The organism is Blautia sp. AF19-10LB, from assembly GCF_003461245.1.
In the GTDB taxonomy this organism is placed as follows: domain Bacteria; phylum Bacillota; class Clostridia; order Lachnospirales; family Lachnospiraceae; genus Blautia_A; species Blautia_A intestinihominis.
Genome location: NZ_QTWS01000001.1, coordinates 125,895 through 146,879 on the forward strand (window position 1 = coordinate 125,895; position 20,985 = coordinate 146,879).

Sequence of the window (20,985 nt, forward strand, 5' to 3'; positions counted from 1 at the left end):
AGGACAGGCAGAAAAATGGCAGAAACATGTTTGGAATTAAAAAAGATCAAGAAATCTTTTTCAAAGGATGAAACCGTTCTCAAAGAGATCAGTCTTTCCATCGGAAAAGGCGAATTTATTACACTTCTGGGATCTTCCGGATGTGGCAAGACGACAACTTTGCGTATCATCGCGGGCCTTGAGACACCGGATTCCGGTCAGGTATTTCTGGACGGTAAAGATGTGACAGATCTTGCACCGGAAGCGAGAGACGTAAACACAGTATTTCAGAATTACGCCCTGTTTCCGCATATGACCGTTGCAGACAACATCGGCTACGGACTGAAACTTAAGAAAGTTCCGAAAGCCGAGATCAGAAAACGTGTCGCCGAAATGCTGGAACTGGTACAGCTTCCGGGATATGAGAAGCGTAAACCGTCAGAACTCTCCGGTGGACAGAGACAGCGAGTTGCGATCGCACGTTCTCTGGTAAATAATCCGAAGGTCCTTCTTCTTGATGAGCCTCTGGGAGCATTGGATCTCCAGCTCCGCCGCGCGATGCAGCTGGAACTTAAGAAATTACAGAAAAAACTTGGCATCACGTTTGTCTACATCACACATGACCAGGAAGAAGCGATCAATATGTCAGACCGTATCGCAGTCATGAACCAGGGAAGATTTGAGCAGATCGGTTCCCCGGATGAGATCTACAATCATCCAAAGACCAGCTATGTGGCAACTTTTGTCGGAAATGCAAACATCCTTAAGGGAACTGTAGAAGCAATGGAAAGCGATCAGGTGCGCGTAAGCCTTGTAGGAGGAACTGTTCTGGCAGCGGCAGACGGCAATGTTTTACAGGCAGGAACACCGGTGACACTGGCAGTCCGGAGCGAAAATATCGTTCTTGACGAAACCTGTCAGAAAGGTCTTGACGCAGAAGTAGTCGAGAAGAGTTTTGCCGGAGGTCTTCTCCGCGTTGTACTGAAACTTACCGACGGAACAGAAGTGATCGCAAGCAGATACGGCATCGATGCGAGCGTGCAGCCAGGACAGAAAGTAACCTGTTTCTTTGAACCGGAGAATGCCGTTCTGGTAGATCTTGACACAGAAAGCGGGGCAGAATCATGAAAAAAAAGAAATCCGGCTCTGTCTGGATGATCCTGCCGTTATACATCTTTACGATCATTTTTGTGGCAGGACCGCTGCTTTATATGCTGGCACTGAGCTTTGCACAGCCAAAAGCAGGACACGGCGTGGAGTGGACATTTACACTTGCAAATTATAAAAAGATCCTTGACCCTGTCTACATGCAGACCTTTACAGGATCTTTCCAGCTTGCCCTGACCAGTACCCTGATTATCTGCCTGGTCGGATATCCGTTTGGATATTTTATGGCAAAACTTTCCGACAAATGGAAAAAACGCGCGATGATCTTTCTGATGCTGCCGTTTTGGGTAAACTCCCTGATCCGACTTTACGGATGGATGATCATCCTTCAGACCAAAGGGCTTCTGAACCATGTGCTCAAAAGCCTTGGGCTGATCGAGAAGCCGCTTCGTATCCTTTACAGCTATCCGGCGATCGTGATCGGTATGACCTATGTGCTGCTTCCGTTTATGATCCTTTCTGTCTATTCCAGCGCGGAGAAACTGGACTGGTCGCTCGTCGAGGCGGCAAGAGATCTCGGAGCGAGCCCGTTTAAGGCTTTTTGGACAGTATCTTTCAAACTGACTCTGCCAGGTCTTCTTTCCGGTGTGATCTTGACATTTATCCCGTCCATGGGACTGTTTTTCATCGCAGATATCCTGGGTGGAAACAAGATCGTGCTTGTTGGAAGTCTGATCCAGGAACAGATGACAAGAGGAAATAACTGGCCGTTCGCGGCGGCACTGGCTGTGGTATTGATGATCCTTACGACACTGATGATCATGCTGTACCGCAAAGTCACAAATGCAAAAGAATTGGAGGGTGTGGGATGAAAAAGAATTCAAAACTCTCCAGGTTTTACCTTGGATTGATTTTTGTACTGATGTATCTGCCGATCGCAGTCGTCATCGTATTTTCTTTTAATGAATCAAAACTTCCGGTGCGTTTTACCGGATTTTCCCTGAAATGGTATCAGGAGCTTTTTTCTGACAGCGCAATGATCGAGGCACTTGGAAATAGTTTGTTCCTTGGAGTGTTAAGCTGCTTTGTATCGGCGGTGATCGGAACTCTTGGGGCAGTCGGGCTTTCCAGGATCCACTGGAAGACAAAGGGAATCTTGGAATATATTTCCATCCTGCCGCTGATGATCCCGGAAATCATCCTTGGTATGGTCCTGATGGCTTTTTTCTATATGATGAATCTGCCGTTTGGTATGCTGACGCTCCTGATCGGACACACCGTTTTCTGCGTGCCGTATATTCTTATGGAAGTAAAAGCACGCCTTGCGGGAATGGACCCGTCGCTTGAGGAAGCGGCGAGGGACCTTGGTGCAGGACCGTTTCGGGCATTTTGGGATATTATCCTTCCGCTCATAATGCCGGCGGTAATGTCAGGTTCCCTTCTGGCATTTGCAATGTCCATGGATGATGTGGTCATCAGTATTTTTATTAACGGACCGCGTCTTTCTACTCTGCCGATCAAGGTCTACACACAGATCAAGACAGGCGTGACCCCGGAGGTCAATGCACTCTGTACGATCATGCTGGCGGTGACCCTTCTGATCCTGCTCGTTTATACCGCAATAGGAAAGTTTACAGGCAGAAATCAGAAAAAGAATTAAGAAAGTCTTTTCAATGAAACAAAAGTAAGATATACTAAACATGTCTGGGGTTTGTTAAAATCGAAACAAGACAAGAAGAGGAGAAAAAGTTATGAAAAAATTAGTGGTATGTGCATTATGTGCGGCACTCGTAGTTCCAACACTCGCAGTTTCTGTTCAGGCAGATGACTCCAAAGAACTGGTGCTCTACACATGGGAGAACATGTTCCCGCAGGAAGTTCTTGACGGATTCGAAGAAGAAACAGGAATCAAGGTCGTTTATTCTAATTTTGATACAGATGAAAACATGCTGGAGAAACTTTCCATGGCAAAAGGCGGAGATTATGATGTTGTCGTAGCAGATGACTATATCATCCAGACTGCCATCGAGGAAGGCCTGGTGGAGAAACTTGACACATCCAAGCTGTCAGGATGGGAAAACATCAACCCGCTTTATCAGGGACAGTTCTATGATCCGAACGATGAATATACAGCACCATACGGTGCAGGCATTCCGCTGATCGTTTACGATCCGGAGCTGGTGGACATCGATATCAAAGGCTATAATGACCTCTGGGATGCCTCTTTAGAGGACAGCATTGCCCTGACTGCCAATTACCGTGTGCTCAACGGTATCACAAATCTTGCTCTTGGCCAGGACTTTAATGACCAGAATACAGATGATATCGCCAAAACAGGGGAGAAGCTTCTGGAGTTAGCACCAAACGTGCGTCTGATTCAGGATGACAATACACAGGATGCGCTTCTTAATGGGGAAGCAAGTGTTGCCTTCCTTTATACATCTCAGGTAACAGCAGCCCTTCAGGAAAATCCGGATCTCAAAGTGGTATATCCGGAAGAGGGACTTGGCTTTGGCGTTATGGGAATGTTCATCCCGAGCCAGGCACCGGACAAGGATGAGGCTTATCAGTTCATGGACTACATCCTTCAGCCGGAAAACGCAGCAAAATGTTTCGATTATATCGGATATTACTGCACAAACAAAGCAGCAGATTCCCTGCTTGAGAATCAGGACCTTGTTGTTCCGGATTCTGTAACAGAAGGATCAGCAGTAGAAAACATCAGCGCGGAGGCAGATGAGGCCTACAATAAGAACTGGACGGAGTTCAAGGCTGCCTGCAACTGATAGAAACAAGGGGGAAGCAGGATGGAAATCTACAAAGGTATTGCTACCTTTTCGGGAATTGCCATCGGAAAAATCTTATATTACAGCAGAGGGGAATATCAGATACGTCAGTGTCTGGTAAGCAACATCAAAAAAGAGATCGAGGATTTTCGTAAAGCGAAGGAGCAGGCGGTAGCGAAGCTCAAAGAACTTTACGAAGCCAATAAATCTCTGAATGAGCAGGAGGCCAGGACTTTCCTTAATCAGGCAAAGCTCCTGGAATCCGGAAGCTTCCAGAATGCGATCGAGAGCAGCATTGCCAACGAAAAGGTCAATGCTGCTTATGCAGTTATGACAAATCGTGATGAGCTGGTAGAGACCTTCCGCAACCTGGAAGAACCGGTGATCCGTAAGAGGATTTCAGACATTCAGGAAATATCCAACCGTCTGATCCAGATCCTCGGCGGAGCGGCGATCCGGATCAATCTGGGAGAGGAACCGGTGATCCTGGTGGCAGAGGCTCTGTCACCGACTGAGATCATGGAGATGGACAAGGAGAAACTTCTTGCCGTTGTCATGCATCATGGATCAGCCGTTTCTCATGCCTCCATTATGACAAAGACAATGGAGATCCCAACTCTGGTAGACATTGCACCGGATGACGAGTGGGATGGTATGACCGCGATCGTGGATGGTTATACAGGAACCATGTATCTGAATCCGGATGCAGAGATCAAGAAAGAATACGAGATCCGTCTTGAGGCGGATCGAAGAGAACGAGAAGAACTTCTCAAACTCAAGACACAGAAGGATGAGACGAAGGATGGAACAAAGATCGGTCTGTACGCAAATATCGGCAACATGAGCGATCTGAGCAGTGTCCTTTTTTACGGGGCTTCCGGCATTGGGCTCCTTCGAAGTGAATTCCAGTATCTTGGAAGGGAAAACTATCCGAGGGAGAATGAGCTGTTTCATGCGTACAAGAAGCTGGCAGAGACGATGGGAGAGCGTACAGCAGTGATCCGTACCGCCGATCTCGGAGCTGACAAGCAGGCTTCTTATCTGGATATTCCGGCGGAGACCAACCCGATCATGGGAAACCGTGGCATCCGTCTCTGTCTTGACCGTAAGAAGATGTTCAAGGCACAGCTTCGTGCGATCTACCGTGCCAGTGCCTATGGTAATCTTGCGATGATGTATCCGATGATCGATTCCGAAGAAGAGATGGATCAGATCGAGGAGATCATTCAGGAGGTCAAGGCAGGACTCGATGAAAAAGAAATTCCTTACCGTAATATCCGGACAGGTATCATGATCGAGACACCGGCAGCGGTTATGATCAGCCAGGAACTGGCAAGGAGAGTCAACTTCCTGAGCATCGGAACAAATGACCTGACACAGTATACACTTGCTATGGATAGGCAGAATCCTCTGCTCAAGGACAAATACAACGATCATCACCCGGCGGTGCTCCGTATGATCAAGATGGTAGTGGAAGCTGCACATCAGGAGAACCGTCAGGCAGGGATCTGTGGTGAGATCGCAGCAGATACGGAACTGACAGAAACCTTCCTTCAGATGGGGGTTGATTTCTTGTCTGTAGTGCCGGCGTGCATCCTTCCGGTCAGAAAGGCGATCCGCGAGACAGATCTGAGTTCTCAGCGAGGGTGATTATGAATAAAAAAAGCAAAGTGATCCTTCTTCCCTGTAATTCTTACAGGGAAGAACTTGTTTATGAGAATCTGGAGACCGGCCTTGAACTTCTGGGCAGTCTCGAATCTATTGTCGGCAAAGAAGAATCGGTTCTTCTGAAACCTAACCTTCTCAAGAAAGCAGAAGCTGATAAAGCTGTTATCACACATCCTGTGATAGTTGGCATGTTTGCTAGGCTGATGCGGGAGAAGGGGTATCAGGATATTATTCTGGCAGATTCGTGCGGCAATGGAACAACAACGAAAGTCATTCACGGAACAGGTATGGATACCTATCTTGATAAATTTGATATTCCGGCGATCGACTATACCAAGGGGGTCCATGTGGAGAATCCGGATGGGATCCAGGCGAAAGAGTTTGTCCTTCCTGCGGAACTTCTGGAGAGGGACTGCGTGATCTCTCTGTGCAAGATGAAGACGCATGCACTGGAACGTATCACAGGGGCGGTCAAGAACAGTTATGGATTCATCTATGGATTTCACAAGGCGAAGGGGCATACTCTGTATCCGAGCGCGGACAGTTTCGCCAGAATGCTGGTGGATCTGAACCAGTATGTGAAACCACGGCTGTATATCATGGATGGAATTGTTGCGATGGAGGGGAACGGACCTGGCTCCGGCGATCCGGCTCCGATGAATGTGATATTGATGTCGCAAGACCCGGTCGCACTGGACAGTGTGTTTTGTCATCTGATCCATCTGAAACCGGAGATGGTCCCGACAAATTATCACGGTGAGAAGATGGGACTTGGAACTTGGAAGGAAGAAGAGATCGAGCTTCTGACACCCGGCGGTCCGATCCGTATGGAGGATGCGGTGGCACAGTATGGGAACCCATACTTTGATGTAGACAGGAGAGTGGCGCGTTCCGGTATGTGGGAGCGTCTGGCGAAGGCTCTGAATATTTTTCAGAAGAAGCCATATATCCAGTCAGACAAGTGTATCCGCTGCGGGATCTGCGTCAAGAGCTGCCCGGTCCCGGAGAAAGCTGTGAATTTCCGAAACGGCAGAGAAAACCCGCCGGTCTATGATTACAGGAAATGCATCCGCTGCTTCTGCTGCCAGGAAATGTGCCCGGAGAAAGCGATTCATGTGAAATGAGAGGCGTGGCTGGCATGAGGCATCGGGATGCGCGAGATACTTGTGTTCGATGCCGATTATTGTTGGAGACTGGGGTGTGTGGCATCGGAATTCCTAATGCCTCCTGAACTCGATGCTGAGTGTGGGGAAATGGATGGCACTAGACATCGGATTGTGGGAAATTAGAAACAGGGAACGGGGGCTTTTGGAGCTGCAAACCACGTTCCCTGTTGATTGTATTGAATATTGAGGAGGTGCTAGTGGCGCGTCCCCAGATAGGATGATGTCCTGTGAACAGGTGCGAGTTATCGGATGCTATCGTGCAGTGCCTTGATAAATGCCGGAGTTGTTCCGCAGCATCCACCGACGACGGATGCGCCGCTTTCAATCAGAACTTTCATATAAGATGCAAAATCTTCTGCATTCATGCTGTATACGGCCTGTCCTTTGTCATCGATGGTCGGCATGCCGGCGTTTGGTTTGGCGATGACTGGGATGGATACATTTTCTTTGATGCTTCGTACGACGGATACAAGCTGGTCCGGTCCGACGGAGCAGTTGATACCGACTGCGTCTGCACCGGCTGCTTCAAGAGAAACAGAAGCTTCGATAGCATTGCCACCGCTGAAGATACTTCCATCCGCCTCTACAGTCATGGTGCACATGATCGGAAGATCACATACAGAACTTGCAGCGTCGACTGCGGCGAGAGTTTCTTCGATGTTGATCATGGTCTCTGCTGCGATCAGGTCAATGCCTGCATCGGCAAGGATACGAACCTGTTCCTGGTACATATCAAAAGCTTCTGTGTAGGTATAATTACCATCTGCAGTGATAAAAGAACCGGAAGTCGTGATATCACCGGCTACGTAGACACCATTTCCGGCGAGTTCTCTGGAATATCCGACGAGAGTACGGTTGATCTCCTCGATACGGTCTGTCAGTCCATGTTTGGCAAGATTCATACGGTTTCCGCCAAAAGTCGGAGCATAGATGACCTGGCTTCCAGCCTGGATATAGGCACGCTGGAGATCCTGGATGACATCCTTATGGTCAATAACCCAGGTCTCGGTACAGATGCCGCGCGGCATGCCGCTCGCCATCAGATTGGAACCGGTAGCTCCATCCAGAATCAGGATATTTTCGGTCAGTTTACGGAATTCTTCTTTTGTCATGAGTTTGTTGCCTCCTTGATGAAAAATAAAATGTATAAGCAACTTACCTGGCAAGCTCCGCATTTCCGTCGGAAGGTGCTTATTTCAGTTTCCTATTATAGCATGGGATGTTTTGAATGTCGAGATGTGGTTCCTATTTACAGGTAATATCCCGCGAGGTGTTTTGCCATGAATATGACAAAATCCCGATAACGAGATGCGATATCTGTCGACATTTGTCGATGGAAAAAAGTTGCTGTTTTTATCAAAATATGGTAGCTTAAAAATATAATCTTTACCCGGCAGTTCTGTCGGTGAATTTCCCAAAATAATATTATATCAGGGTACAAAATTTCAGAGTCCATTCCTGCCTGCGGGAAATGGAAACTGGTTTTGCAGAAAAAATAAAAAGTTTATAAGGAGGCATCATGAATTTATTCGACTATACGTACTGCGGGAATTATAACCGGCAGATACAGAATCTCTCCAGGATCGTTCCGGAGAAATGGAGTTTTGGCAGCACAGAAGACAATGGAATCCTCAAAGGTTATCTGGAGCACACTTTTCAGAGGGTATATGAGGAAGGCAAAATACTGGAAACAGATAACTATGCAATTTTTAATACAGGATTATTTAATCGCTATTATCAGCCGGTCTATGTTTATTTTATCCCAAATCTTGTCCCGGACAGGCAGAGATGGTTCCTGGAGGGATTTTATACGGAATACAATCTTCTCAAAGCTGGAATTGTAGACCTTCCGGAACGTGCAGAATATGTGCAGAACCCAGCAGAGCTTGTCTTTGATATCGGACTGGATATTGTTCCACAGTATGAGCACATTTTTGAGGAAGCAGAGAATAGCCAGCGTCTTCCGGAAACGATCCGCAACAGCGTCATGAAAGTCCAGCTTTTTGACGGGGCACTGCGGCAGACGAAGCGGATGCTGGAAGCAGATTACCGCACTGCGATCCCTCAGTATTATAATCACGGCATTCAGTTTCTCATCCCTGTATGTCTGCAGGACCCTGCAAAAGCAGACCTCGCCCTCGCCTGCGTCAAGACAGAAGACGGCAATAAATACCTCGGCAGGACGTGCCTCACCCTCAAAATGGCCTATCACAACGCAAGACTTCTGGCAAAGATCCACAGCAGCTGGCTATGTCCGTAACTAAAGCAACACTGTAAAAACCACTCGTTCATAACGAACGTGGTGGCTTTTACAGTGTGCTGGCAAACAAGAGAAAGCACGTGTGAACTCCATATAAATAAAGGTTGTAAAAATATCGTAAAATCTATTGAAATCGAAATGTTTTTGTGATACAAAAGTAAAGTTACCATTCATATATTTTTCATTTCAAAAGAGGGGATATTTTTAGGGAGGAACAGCCAATGAGCAATAAGCTGATCGACTTGATCGACATTTCCAAATCCTACGGGATGCAGACAGTTCTGGATGAACTGAATCTTTATATCAGGGAGAATGAATTCCTGACACTTCTTGGACCGAGTGGATGTGGAAAAACTACCACACTTCGTATTTTGGGAGGCTTTGAGATGCCGGATAAGGGTCGTGTGATCTTTGACGGGCAGGATATCACTGATCTTCCGCCTAATAAGCGACAGCTGAATACCGTATTTCAGAAGTATGCGTTATTTACACATATGAATATTGCGGAGAATATTGCCTTTGGATTAAAGATAAAAAATAAAAGTAAACAATATATCCATGACAAGATCAAATACGCACTGAAACTCGTCAACCTGGACGGCTTCGAGAACCGTATGCCGGACTCCTTAAGTGGCGGCCAGCAGCAGCGTATCGCTATCGCAAGAGCAATCGTAAATGAGCCGAAGGTCCTTCTTCTGGATGAGCCTCTGGGCGCTCTGGACCTCAAGATGCGCCAGGATATGCAGTACGAGCTGATCCGTCTCAAGAACGAACTGGGGATCACTTTCCTGTATGTAACACATGATCAGGAAGAAGCCCTTACCATGTCTGACACTATCGTAGTTATGAACCAGGGTTACATCCAGCAGATCGGAACTCCGGAGAAAATCTACAACGAGCCGGAGAATGCTTTCGTGGCAGATTTTATCGGTGAGAGTAATATCATTTCTGCAACGATGGTGCAGGATCGTCTTGTCAAGATCCTCGGAGTGAATTTCCCGTGCGTGGACGAAGGATTCGGACAGAACAAACCGGTTGACGTTGTTATCCGTCCGGAGGATATCGACCTTCTCAAACCGGGTGAAGGAAGCATCGACGGTGTTGTCACACACCTGATCTTTAAAGGTGTTCATTATGAGATGGAAGTCATGGCAAATAACTATGAATGGCTGGTACACAGCACAGATATGTTCCCGGTTGGAACGGAAGTCAGCATCCATGTAGATCCGTTTGACATCCAGATCATGAAAAAACCGGAATCAGAAGATGAGGAGGCGGTAAACATTGAAGAATAAGCGTCTGCTTGCCGGACCTTATCTTTTCTGGTCCGCATCTTTTGTCGTGATCCCGCTTCTGGTGATCGTTTATTATGCATTTACCAGCGATGAGGGAACTTTTACATTTTCAAACCTGGCACAGATCACGACACCGGAGAATCTGAAGGCTCTGGGAATGTCCATCCTTCTGTCTTTCTTAAGTACCGCGATCTGTCTGATCCTTGCCTATCCGCTGGCAATGATCCTGAGCCAGAACAAAGTCAGTCAGACAAGTTTTATCGTGCTGATCTTTATCCTGCCGATGTGGATGAACTTTCTTCTCCGCACCCTGGCATGGCAGACACTGCTTGAAAAAAACGGTGTCATCAACAGCGTGTTGAGTTTCCTGCATCTGTCGGCACTGGAGATCATCAATACACCGTATGCGATCATCCTTGGTATGGTGTACAACTTCCTGCCGTTCATGGTGCTTCCGATCTATAACGTACTGATCAAGATCGACAGCAATGTTATCAACGCGGCACGTGACCTGGGAGCAAATCCGGTACAGACTTTCTGCAAGGTTATTTTTCCGCTGAGTATCCCGGGTGTGATCAGCGGTATCACTATGGTATTTGTACCGGCACTGACAACATTCGTTATCTCCGACCTTCTGGGAGGCGGTAAGATTCTCCTGATCGGAAACGTGATCGAGCAGTCCTTTAAACAGAACAGCAACTGGCATGTCGGAAGTGGACTTTCTCTTGTGCTGATGGTATTCATCATTGCAAGTATGGCACTTGTGGCAAAATACGACAACGAAGACGGGGGTGCGACATTTTGATCAGAAAATACTTACAGAAAATATACCTGGCTCTTATTTTTATTTTGCTGTATGCACCGATCGTGACGCTGGTCGTGCTGTCCTTTAACCAGTCCAAGACGAGAGCGAAGTGGGGCGGATTTACCCTGAAATGGTACAAAGAACTGTTCCAGAACGAACAGATCATGAGTGCCTTTTATACGACACTGATCATTGCCTTTGTCTCAGCGGCGATCGCAACGATCATCGGAACGGCAGCAGCAATCGCCATTCAGGGAATGAAGCAGAAATGGAAGACCATGTACATGGGTCTTACCAACATCCCGATGATGAATGCAGAGATCGTTATGGGTGTGTCATTGATGCTTCTCTTTATTGCTTTTCACATGACACTTGGTTTCGGCACCATCCTGATCGCGCATATTACGTTCAATATTCCGTATGTGATCCTGAGTGTGTCACCGAAGCTGAAACAGACAAACCGTTATACATATGAAGCGGCAATGGACCTCGGGGCATCCCCGGTCAAGGCTTTCTTCAAGGTGGTTTTCCCGGATATCGTGCCGGGAGTCCTCTCCGGATTTATGCTGGCGTTTACCATGTCCCTGGATGATTTCGTTATCACCCACTTTACCAAGGGACCTGGGATCGACACACTTTCCACCAAGATCTATACAGAGGTACGAAAGGGAATCAAACCGGAGATCTATGCACTTTCCACGATCATGTTCGTGACGGTGCTTGTCCTTCTGATCCTGGTCAACTATTCTCCGAAGGAAGAAGAGGAGACCACAGCCAGAAAGAAAGTCCGCAGACCATCCAAAGTCAAGAAGATCATCATCCGCCGTGTGATTCCGGTGACGATCTGCATCCTCTTTATCGGAGGCGGATTCTACTATGCGGAAGAAAGCGGTGTCGTGAATGATGATAAACTGGTTGTTTACAACTGGGGTGAATACATCGATCCGGAAGTCCTGACCATATTTGAGGAAGAGACAGGGATCAATGTTGTTTACGAAGAATTTGAGACAAACGAGATCCTTTATCCGAAGGTAAGTTCCGGTGCAATCGCATACGACGTGGTCTGCCCGAGTGATTATATGATCCAGCGAATGATCGAGAATGACCTGCTTACAGAGATCAACTTTGACAACATTCCGAATATCAAGAATATCGGCAAGCAGTATATGGAACAGTCCAGACAGTTTGACCCGGAGAATAAATATTCCGTACCATACTGCTGGGGAACTGTCGGTATCCTTTACAACAAGACTATGGTGGATGAGCCGGTCAACAGCTGGTCGATCCTCTGGGATCCGAAATACAAGGACAACATTCTGATGCAGGATTCTGTCCGTGATGCGTTTGGCGCGACACTGAAATATCTCGGATATTCTCTGAACTCCACCGATCTTGATGAACTGACGGAAGCCAAGAACCTTCTGATCGAGCAGAAACCTCTGGTGCAGGCATATGTCATCGATCAGGTGCGTGACAAGATGATCGGAAACGAGGCAGCTCTTGGCGTGATCTATTCCGGCGAGGCAATCTACACACAGAAAGAAAATCCGAACCTGGAATACGTGATCCCGAAGGAAGGCTCCAATATCTGGATCGATTCCTGGGTAATTCCGAAGAATGCAGAGCACAAGGAAAATGCAGAAAAATTCATCAACTTCCTCTGCAGACCGGACATTGCGCTGATGAACTTTGAATATATCACTTACTCCACACCGAATGAGGCCGCAAGAGAGCTGATCGAGGATGAATCCATCCGAAACAGTGAGATCGCTTTCCCGGATCTTTCCAAGTATGACAATCTGGAAACTTTCCAGTATCTTGGAACAGAGGCGGATCAGGTATACGGAGATCTGTGGAACAAGGTAAAATCATCATGAAAACAAACGAAAAAGTATCCAATTATATAAAACTCTGCAGCGAATGGGCAGAGAAATTTCTTCAGATGGACAAAGAAGAATTAAAGAAAAGACTTCCTGAACTGAAAGAAGAGGACGGTTATCTCAAGATCACACACTTCGGAGTCCCGTTTGGGATCCGCCTGGATGATGGCAGGATCGACTGCCTGGATGGAAAAGGCGAAGCAAATGCGACGGAGATGCTGAATATCTACACCCTTCTCGGCTATGTCAGGGAAAATGCTTCCTTCATGGACAAGTGGGTGCCGTTTGCGGATCTTCGTGATGCGAGACCTTTTGGGCCTGCATACAAGATCGGTGTGACGGATGTGTTCGCGGCGACTTTTTCCGGTCATGCGAAGGAACTTAGGGAGGCTTTTCTTAAGCTGAACGGTACAGAACTTCCACAGGGAGATGTCGGCTACCAGATCAATGCCTTTGAATGCGAACCGATGCGGTTCTATTTCTGGGACTGTGACGATGAATTTGAGGCACAGGGAAATATCCTGTTTGATTACAGCGCGACAGATTTTAATCATGTGGAGAGCGCTGTCTCCACGGCAGAGATGGGCGTAAAGAGACTGGCAGAACTGGCGGGGCTTCCGCTTCGTGGGAAATCCTTCGGTATGCAGTAAGCTACCATAAAATCAAGAAATATCAACAGACAAAGACACTGGAATGAAAAGAGACATTTCAGTGTCTTTTTGTGCATTATTTTGAAAAAATGTCGAGTTAACTATAACTTACCGAGTTGTTTTGTAAAATTATACAAAAAATAATTGTAAAATCAGGGCTAAAATAAGCAAAATACACAAAAAATACTTGAAATATGAAAAAACATCTTCTATAATAAAAATATATGTGGGAGCAATGCAAAAACACAGTGAACGTGAAAAGGAGGGAACTGAATGTTAGACAAATCATACTATGATAAGGCAGATGAGATCATCGCTGTTTATGGACGCAAGCCGGATTCTCTGATCCCGATCATGCAGGACATCCAGGCAGCGTATCGTTATCTGCCGAAAGAACTTCTGAACTATGTAGCAGATGAGATCGGGGTAACCCGTTCAAGAGCATATAGTGTGGCAACATTCTATGAGAATTTTTCATTCGAAGCAAAAGGTAAATATGTGATCAAGGTATGTGACGGAACTGCCTGTCATGTAAGGAAATCTGTACCGGTCAGAGAAGCCCTGATGAAGGAGCTTGGACTGAATGACAAGAAGCACACCACAGATGATATGCTTTTTACTGTAGAGATCGTATCCTGTCTGGGTGCATGCGGACTTGCACCGGTCATGATGGTCAATGACGATGTTCATCCGAAGATGACTCCGGATCTGGCAGTAGAGCTGATCCACAAACTGCGAGAGGGAGGTGCCGAGTAATGTTTTTACATAACAGAGAAGAACTTCAGAACCTGCGTAAAGAAGCAGAGGAACGTCTGCATGCAGCGAAGCTTCGCGTCCTGGTCTGTGCAGGAACCGGATGTATTGCCAGCGGCTCCAAGGAAATTTATGACAAGATGAAAGAACTGTCCGAGGGAAACGGACAGGTTTCTGTAGAATTTGAGGGAGAAGTTCCGCATCCTGAGATCAGAAAGAGCGGATGCCACGGATTCTGTGAGATGGGACCTCTGATGAGGATCGAGCCTCTCGGAATCCTCTATATCAAGGTCAAAGTTGAGGACTGCGAAGAAATTTATGAGAAGACGATCTGCCAGGGACAGCCGATCGAGAGACTGTTGTATCATAAGGACGGACAGGTTTACCAGAGTGAGGAAGCGATTCCGTTCTATGCTGGACAGATGCGTCTGGTACTTAAGAACTGCGGACATATCAACGCAGAGAATATCGAGGAGTATATCGCTGTAGGCGGCTATTCCGCACTGGAGAAGGTACTTTTTGACATAGACAAGGATACAGCACTGGATATGATGGAAGAATCCGGCCTCCGTGGACGAGGCGGCGGTGGATTCCCGGCCGGCAGGAAATGGAAACAGGTTGCCCGTCAGAAGGAAACCCAGCGTTATGTTGTATGTAATGGTGACGAGGGTGACCCGGGTGCGTTCATGGATCGAAGCATCATGGAAGGTGACCCGCACAAGATGCTCGAGGGTATGCTGATCGGTTCTTACCTGACCGGTGCACAGAATGCATATATTTATGTGCGTGCCGAGTATCCTCTGGCAGTAGAGCGTCTGCAGAAAGCGATCGCACAGGCAGAGGAGTACGGTCTGATCGGTGACAATGTCCTCGGAACAGATTTCTGCATCCATTTCCACATCAACCGTGGAGCGGGAGCTTTCGTCTGTGGTGAGGGCAGTGCCCTGACAGCTTCTATCGAAGGTAAGAGAGGTATGCCGCGTGTGAAACCGCCGCGTACAGTAGAGCAGGGACTTTTTGCAAAACCAACCGTATTAAACAACGTTGAGACTTATGCCAACGTACCAATGATCATCACCAATGGTGTTGAGTGGTACAGAAGCATCGGTACAGAAGGAAGCCCGGGAACCAAGGCATTCGCACTTACCGGTAACGTAAACAATACCGGTCTTATCGAAGTTCCGATGGGAACCACACTCCGTACCATCATTTATGATATCGGAGGCGGTCTCAAGGGCGGCGGTAAATTCAAGGGTGTTCAGATCGGTGGACCTTCCGGCGGATGTCTCGTAGAAGAGAATCTGGACGTTCCGCTTGATTTTGACCAGGTTAAGAAATACAATGCGATCATCGGTTCCGGCGGTCTGGTTGTTATGGACGAGAGCACCTGTATGGTCGATGTTGCGAAATTCTTCATGGGATTCACTCAGAGAGAATCCTGCGGAAAATGCGGTCCGTGCCGAATCGGAACGAAGCGTATGCTCGAACTCCTTGAGAAGATCACAGACGGCAAGGGCGAGATGGAAGACCTTGACAAACTGGAAGAAACAGCGAAATTCATCCAGGCGCGTTCTCTCTGCGGACTTGGCAAGAGTGCACCTCTTCCGGTCCTCAGTACGCTCAAGAACTTCCGTGACGAATATATCGAACATATCGTAGAGGGTAAATGCCGTGCCCATGTCTGCGAGGCAATGAAAGTTTACGAGATCGATCCTGAGAAATGTAAAGGATGTACGAAATGTGCACGTAACTGTCCGGTTGGTGCGATCGCAGGCGAGAAGAAACAGCCGCACAAGATTGATCCGTCCAAATGTATCAAATGCGGAAGTTGTATGGACAACTGCCCGTTTGGTGCGATCGGCGTGAAATAAACAGATGCAGAAAAGGAGGGAACGACATGATTCATTTGACGATTGATGGCAAGCCTGTTGAAGTCGAGAAGGGTACGACCATCCTTCACGCAGCCAAGAAGGTAGGGATTACGATTCCTACTCTGTGCTATATAGAAGATCTACTGCCGGACGGTTCCTGCCGTTTATGTGTAGTTGAAGTAAAGAATAATGGAAGAACAAAAATAGATACCGCCTGTACGATGCAGGTTTCTGAGGGTGACGAAGTTTTCACCATGTCAGAAAAAGTAGTCGAGTCAAGAAAACAGACACTGGATCTGCTTCTGTCCGACCACAACACTCACTGTTTCTCCTGTCCGGGCAACGGTGACTGTAAACTTCAGGACTATGCTTATGAGTATGGTGTAGAAACATCAAGTTATACAGGAGCGAAGAGCGGTGGAGAGATTGATGATTCCAACAAATTTTTTACCTATGATCCAAGCCTCTGTATCCTGTGCCACAGATGTGTCAACACCTGTAACCAGATCGTAGGAAGAGGCGCGATCGCAACTCTGGAACGTGGTTTCCAGTCCGTGATCGGAAACGGTGAAGGTCTCTGGGCAGACGGCACCTGCGAGTCCTGCGGAAACTGTGTACAGGCATGTCCGACCGGTGCGCTCACCATGAAACGAAGAAAGAAATACCGTGCATACCAAATCGACAAGAAAGTCCTTACTACCTGCCCGCACTGTGCGACAGGATGTCAGTATTACCTGCTTGTCAAGGACGGTAAGATCGTAGATACAGAAGCTTATGACGGACCGTCAAACAAAGGACTTCTCTGTGTTAAGGGACGAAGCGGAAGCTTTGACTTCGTACATCATCCGTCCAGGATCACAGATCCGCTGATCAAGAACAAAGAAACCGGTAAATTTGAGAAAGCAACCTGGGACGAGGCTCTTGATCTGGTTGCATCCAAATTTATGGAGATCAAGAAGAAATATGGTTCCGAATCTCTGGCTGGTTTTGCATGCTCCCGTTCACCGAACGAGGATATCTACATGGTCCAGAAGATGGTCCGTACCTGCTTCGGAACCAACAATACCGATAACTGTGCACGTGTATGCCACTCCGCATCTGTAGCAGGTCTGGCGATGACACTTGGTTCCGGCGCGATGACCAACCCGATCGAGGATATCACCAAGAAACCAGATGTGATCATGCTCGTAGGTTCCAACCCGGAAGAAGCACATCCGGTCGTTGGTATGCAGATCCGTCAGGCAGTACAGCGCGGCTGCAAGCTGATCGTTGTTGACCCGCGTGATATCGGTCTTGCAAAACATGCAGACATTCATCTGAAACTGAAACCAGGTACCAACGTTGCATTCGCAAATGGTATCATGAACGTGATCATTTCCGAGGGACTTCAGGATGACAAATTTATCGCAGAGAGAACCGAGGGTTATGAGAAGATCAAAGAGATCGTTAAGGATTATACACCAGAACGTGTAGCTCAGATCTGCCACATTGATGCTGACGACTTAAGAAAAGCAGCGATCATGTACGCAAAAGCTGACAAGGCACCGATCATCTACTGCCTTGGTGTAACCGAGCATTCCACCGGTACAGAGGGTGTTATGTCCATGTCCAACATGGCACTTCTGGTCGGCAAACTTGGCCGTGAGGGCTGTGGTGTCAACCCGCTCCGTGGTCAGAACAACGTACAGGGGGCCTGCGATATGGGAGCAAGCCCTGGAGACTTCCCTGGATACCAGAAAGTAGCCAATCCGGAAGTAATTGCCAAATTTGAAAAAGCATGGAACACCAAGCTGAACCCGAATCCGGGACTTCATGCAACAGAGGTATTCCCGGCAGCGATCAAGGGTGACATCAAAGGTCTTTATATCTATGGTGAAGACCCGGTTGTTACCGATCCGGATACACATCACATCATCAAGGCACTGGAAAGCCTGGAATTCTTTGTGATCCAGGAACTCTTCATGACAGAGACCGCAGAATATGCAGATGTCATCCTTCCAGGTGTCAGCTATGCAGAAAAAGAGGGAACCTTTACAAATACAGAACGTCGTGTACAGCGTGTGCGTAAAGCAGTGACGATTCCGGGAAATGCAAGACTGGATACCGATATCCTCATCGATTTGATGAACCGTATGGGATATCCGCAGACGCACCTGACTTCCGCCCAGATCATGGATGAAATCGCATCTGTAACACCATCCTTCGGCGGAATCAGCCATGCACGTCTGGACAGCGAAGAAGTAGGCGGCAAGGGCCTCCAGTGGCCATGCCCGACCAAGGATCATCCTGGAACACCGATCATGCACGTCGGCAAATTTGCGAGAGGACTTGGATGGTTCTATCCGGCAGAGTACATTCCGTCAGCAGAGCTTCCGGATGAGGAATATCCGATCATCCTTATGACCGGACGAATCCTGTATCATTACACAACAAGAGCAATGACAGGAAAGACACCGGAACTGATGGAGATCGAGGGCAGATCTTTCATCGAAATGAATGAGCAGGATGCTGAGAAACTGGGAATCAAGAACGGCGACAGAGTACGTGTGACCTCCAGACGAGGACAGATCGAATCCACCGCCCGTGTGGGAACCAAAGTATCCAAGGGAGAATCCTGGATGCCATTCCACTTCCCGGATGGAAATGCAAACTGGCTGACAAATGCAGCACTTGATAAATATGCAAGAATCCCGGAATACAAAGTATGTGCGATCCGAATTGAAAAAGCATAAGATCAGATGTTATAAATGATTCAGAACAGAGGATATTTTCAGAGACCGGAGAGGTGTCGAAAATATCCTCTGCTTTTTTGTTCAAAAGAAGCGAAAAGGTTGAGCTTTTTTTGTCTATATGTTACAATAAATCGAAAACAGGATTGTGACATTTTGTTGAGAAAAAAATATCATTAATCAGACACCAGTTTGGAAAACGATGTTTGAAGGACAGGGGAGAAATGTTTTGGAAAATCTCAGGGTAGAAGAAGCAATTGAGCAATTGCTGATGTATACGAAAGCGGTACAGGAAGCGGAAACTGTGTCTTTACTTTCAGCAAACGGCAGGATACTGGCAGAGGACATGAAAGCAGAGAGAGACAATCCTCCATTTGACCGTGCACCGGTAGATGGCTATGCCTGTAAGGCTGAGGATCTGGCGGGAGCACTGCCGGAAAAGCCGGTCACACTCAAAGTGATCCGGGAAGTTGATGCCGGAGAATATTTTGACGGAACCGTGCAGCACGGGGAAGCGGTACGTATTATGACAGGTGCGGCGATTCCGGCAGGATGTAACTGCTGCGTCAGACAGGAAAATACGGATTATGGAGAGGATACCGTACAGATCTACAAGAGCATGGAACAGTGGGAGGACTACTGTTTTCAGGGTGAAGACTTTAAGAAAGGTACAGTTTTACTGAAAAAGGGTACAAAACTCAGTTTTATAGAGATAGGAATCCTTGCCAGCATGGGTGTGGCAGAAGTTCCTGTTATAAGACGGGCGAGAGTTGCGGTCCTGACAACCGGTGATGAAGTGATGAAGCCGGGAGAGGAACTGAAACTGGGCAAGATCTATGACTGCAACCAGAGTCTCCTTGCAGCGAGACTGATGGATTTTGGCGCAGAACTGACACGGATCGATAAGATCCCGGACAACCCGCAGGATATGGCAGAGGCAGTCAGAGAAGCGGCGGAGGTTTCAGATCTGATCATTACAACGGGCGCGGTATCCGTAGGCAAGAAGGATATCATGCACGAGGTAGTCCGGATCCTGGGAGCACAGAGGATTTTTTGGCGGCTTGAGATGAAGCCGGGAATGCCGACGCTTTTTTCTGTCTATGAAGGCACACCGATGCTCAGTCTTTCTGGAAATCCTTTTGGGGCGGCGGTATCTGTGGATCTTCTGATCCGTCCGATGATCCAGAAGCTGACACAGGACGACACACTTCGTCCGGTAAGGAAGAAATGTACTCTGACGAATGATTTTGGTAAGAGTGTCGGAGGACGCCGTTATGTACGTGCGGTCACAGACGGAGAAACCGTGACGATCCCTACCAAGATCCATTCGAATGGAATCCTTTCGACCATGGCAGGATGTAACTGTCTGATCGAGATGCAGAAGGGAAAGACCGGAAGTCATGCAGGAGAAGAAGCGGAAGTTCTTCTTCTGTGACAGGATGAGCGAAATGAAAGAACAGAAGGGTCAGAAGGGTCAGCTGATACTGGCAGTAAGCGGAGTCAAAAATTCGGGAAAAACAACATTGATCGCATCACTTTTGTCGAAGCTGGAACAAAAAGGTCTTAAAGCTGCTGTGATCAAGCATGACGGGCATGAGTTTGAAGCGGATATACCGGGGACAGACACCTGGAGATTCGGGGAAGCCGGAGCCTGCGGGACGCTTGTTTTTTCCGGGACGAAATATATGATGGTCAAATATCAGCCGGCACCAGAGACGGACGAACTGATCGCCTGCTTTCCTGAGGCAGATGTGGTCTTGCTGGAGGGCTTTAAATATTCAGAATACCCCAAGATCGAGGTCATACGACGGGGAAATTCTTCGAGATCTGTCTGTGATCCGAGATTCCTTCTGGGAATCGTGACGGATCTTCGAAGGGAAGAACTGGATGCGGCGGGAAGCGCTTTGCCGGAAGAACTGCCATTTTTTGACCTGAATGAAACAGAAGTTCTGTCGGATTGGATTTATTGCTTATGGAGACAGAGACAGACCGGACGGCAATGACCAGCACAGCAAAAATGAGGAGTAACAAAACGC

At 47.6% G+C, this 20,985-nt stretch carries 17 protein-coding genes; 16 read left to right on the forward strand and 1 reads right to left on the reverse strand.

The window, feature by feature from the left end; all coding sequences use genetic code 11:
- The first annotated feature begins 15 nt into the window (after window positions 1-15).
- The 6 genes from DWX28_RS00620 to DWX28_RS00645 all read left to right on the forward strand — a co-directional run bounded on the left by DWX28_RS00620 (window position 16) and on the right by DWX28_RS00645 (window position 6,664).
- Complete coding sequence (locus tag DWX28_RS00620) at window positions 16-1,107, forward strand: ABC transporter ATP-binding protein (protein WP_118251364.1); 1,092 nt, start codon at window positions 16-18, stop codon at window positions 1,105-1,107.
- Window positions 1,104-1,958 (forward strand): ABC transporter permease, encoded by an 855-nt coding sequence (locus tag DWX28_RS00625; protein WP_022214578.1) that lies wholly within the window; start codon window positions 1,104-1,106, stop codon window positions 1,956-1,958. Before DWX28_RS00620 ends, DWX28_RS00625 begins: the two co-directional genes overlap by 4 nt.
- Window positions 1,955-2,746, forward strand: coding sequence for an ABC transporter permease (locus DWX28_RS00630; RefSeq protein ID WP_118251365.1), 792 nt, complete (start codon window positions 1,955-1,957; stop codon window positions 2,744-2,746). Before DWX28_RS00625 ends, DWX28_RS00630 begins: the two co-directional genes overlap by 4 nt.
- 91 nt (window positions 2,747-2,837) lie before the next feature.
- Window positions 2,838-3,872 carry a polyamine ABC transporter substrate-binding protein gene (locus DWX28_RS00635; RefSeq protein ID WP_118251366.1) on the forward strand — a complete coding sequence of 345 codons (1,035 nt, stop codon included), beginning with the start codon at window positions 2,838-2,840 and terminating at the stop codon, window positions 3,870-3,872.
- A gap of 21 nt (window positions 3,873-3,893) precedes the next feature.
- Complete coding sequence (ptsP, locus tag DWX28_RS00640; RefSeq protein WP_022214581.1) at window positions 3,894-5,522, forward strand: phosphoenolpyruvate--protein phosphotransferase; 1,629 nt, start codon at window positions 3,894-3,896, stop codon at window positions 5,520-5,522.
- Window positions 5,523-5,524: 2 nt separating this feature from the next.
- A complete protein-coding gene (locus DWX28_RS00645) occupies window positions 5,525-6,664 on the forward strand; it encodes a DUF362 domain-containing protein (protein WP_118251367.1) in 1,140 nt (379 codons plus the stop codon).
- A 284-nt stretch (window positions 6,665-6,948) separates the two neighbouring features.
- Here the strand turns inward: DWX28_RS00645 and DWX28_RS00650 are convergent, their stop codons facing one another.
- Window positions 6,949-7,818 carry a homocysteine S-methyltransferase family protein gene (locus tag DWX28_RS00650; RefSeq protein WP_118251368.1) on the reverse strand — a complete coding sequence of 290 codons (870 nt, stop codon included), beginning with the start codon at window positions 7,816-7,818 and terminating at the stop codon, window positions 6,949-6,951.
- 407 nt (window positions 7,819-8,225) lie between these two features.
- Between DWX28_RS00650 and DWX28_RS00655 the strand changes: the two genes are divergently transcribed.
- The 10 genes from DWX28_RS00655 to mobB all read left to right on the forward strand — a co-directional run bounded on the left by DWX28_RS00655 (window position 8,226) and on the right by mobB (window position 20,952).
- Window positions 8,226-8,966 (forward strand): DUF3825 domain-containing protein, encoded by a 741-nt coding sequence (locus DWX28_RS00655; RefSeq protein ID WP_022213565.1) that lies wholly within the window; start codon window positions 8,226-8,228, stop codon window positions 8,964-8,966.
- Window positions 8,967-9,187: 221 nt separating this feature from the next.
- Window positions 9,188-10,261, forward strand: a complete 1,074-nt coding sequence (locus DWX28_RS00660) for an ABC transporter ATP-binding protein (protein ID WP_118251369.1) — start codon at window positions 9,188-9,190, stop codon at window positions 10,259-10,261.
- Entirely contained in the window at window positions 10,251-11,066 is an 816-nt protein-coding gene (locus DWX28_RS00665) for an ABC transporter permease (protein ID WP_022215665.1), read from the forward strand. Before DWX28_RS00660 ends, DWX28_RS00665 begins: the two co-directional genes overlap by 11 nt.
- Window positions 11,063-12,943 carry an extracellular solute-binding protein gene (locus tag DWX28_RS00670; RefSeq protein WP_118251370.1) on the forward strand — a complete coding sequence of 627 codons (1,881 nt, stop codon included), beginning with the start codon at window positions 11,063-11,065 and terminating at the stop codon, window positions 12,941-12,943. Before DWX28_RS00665 ends, DWX28_RS00670 begins: the two co-directional genes overlap by 4 nt.
- Window positions 12,940-13,596: a DUF3786 domain-containing protein gene (locus tag DWX28_RS00675; RefSeq protein ID WP_118251371.1), complete on the forward strand. Its 657-nt coding sequence runs from the start codon at window positions 12,940-12,942 to the stop codon at window positions 13,594-13,596. The genes DWX28_RS00670 and DWX28_RS00675 overlap by 4 nt, the downstream gene beginning before the upstream one ends.
- 273 nt (window positions 13,597-13,869) lie before the next feature.
- Entirely contained in the window at window positions 13,870-14,352 is a 483-nt protein-coding gene (locus DWX28_RS00680) for a complex I 24 kDa subunit family protein (RefSeq protein ID WP_022215662.1), read from the forward strand.
- Window positions 14,352-16,220, forward strand: a complete 1,869-nt coding sequence (locus DWX28_RS00685) for an NADH-ubiquinone oxidoreductase-F iron-sulfur binding region domain-containing protein (RefSeq protein WP_118251372.1) — start codon at window positions 14,352-14,354, stop codon at window positions 16,218-16,220. Before DWX28_RS00680 ends, DWX28_RS00685 begins: the two co-directional genes overlap by 1 nt.
- Before the next feature lie 26 nt (window positions 16,221-16,246).
- Window positions 16,247-18,952, forward strand: coding sequence for a formate dehydrogenase subunit alpha (gene fdhF / locus DWX28_RS00690; RefSeq protein WP_118251373.1), 2,706 nt, complete (start codon window positions 16,247-16,249; stop codon window positions 18,950-18,952).
- Between the two features lie 226 nt (window positions 18,953-19,178).
- Window positions 19,179-20,384, forward strand: coding sequence for a molybdopterin molybdotransferase MoeA (locus DWX28_RS00695; protein WP_118251488.1), 1,206 nt, complete (start codon window positions 19,179-19,181; stop codon window positions 20,382-20,384).
- Between the two features lie 13 nt (window positions 20,385-20,397).
- Window positions 20,398-20,952 carry a molybdopterin-guanine dinucleotide biosynthesis protein B gene (mobB, locus tag DWX28_RS00700; RefSeq protein ID WP_118251489.1) on the forward strand — a complete coding sequence of 185 codons (555 nt, stop codon included), beginning with the start codon at window positions 20,398-20,400 and terminating at the stop codon, window positions 20,950-20,952.
- Window positions 20,953-20,985 lie beyond the last annotated feature (33 nt).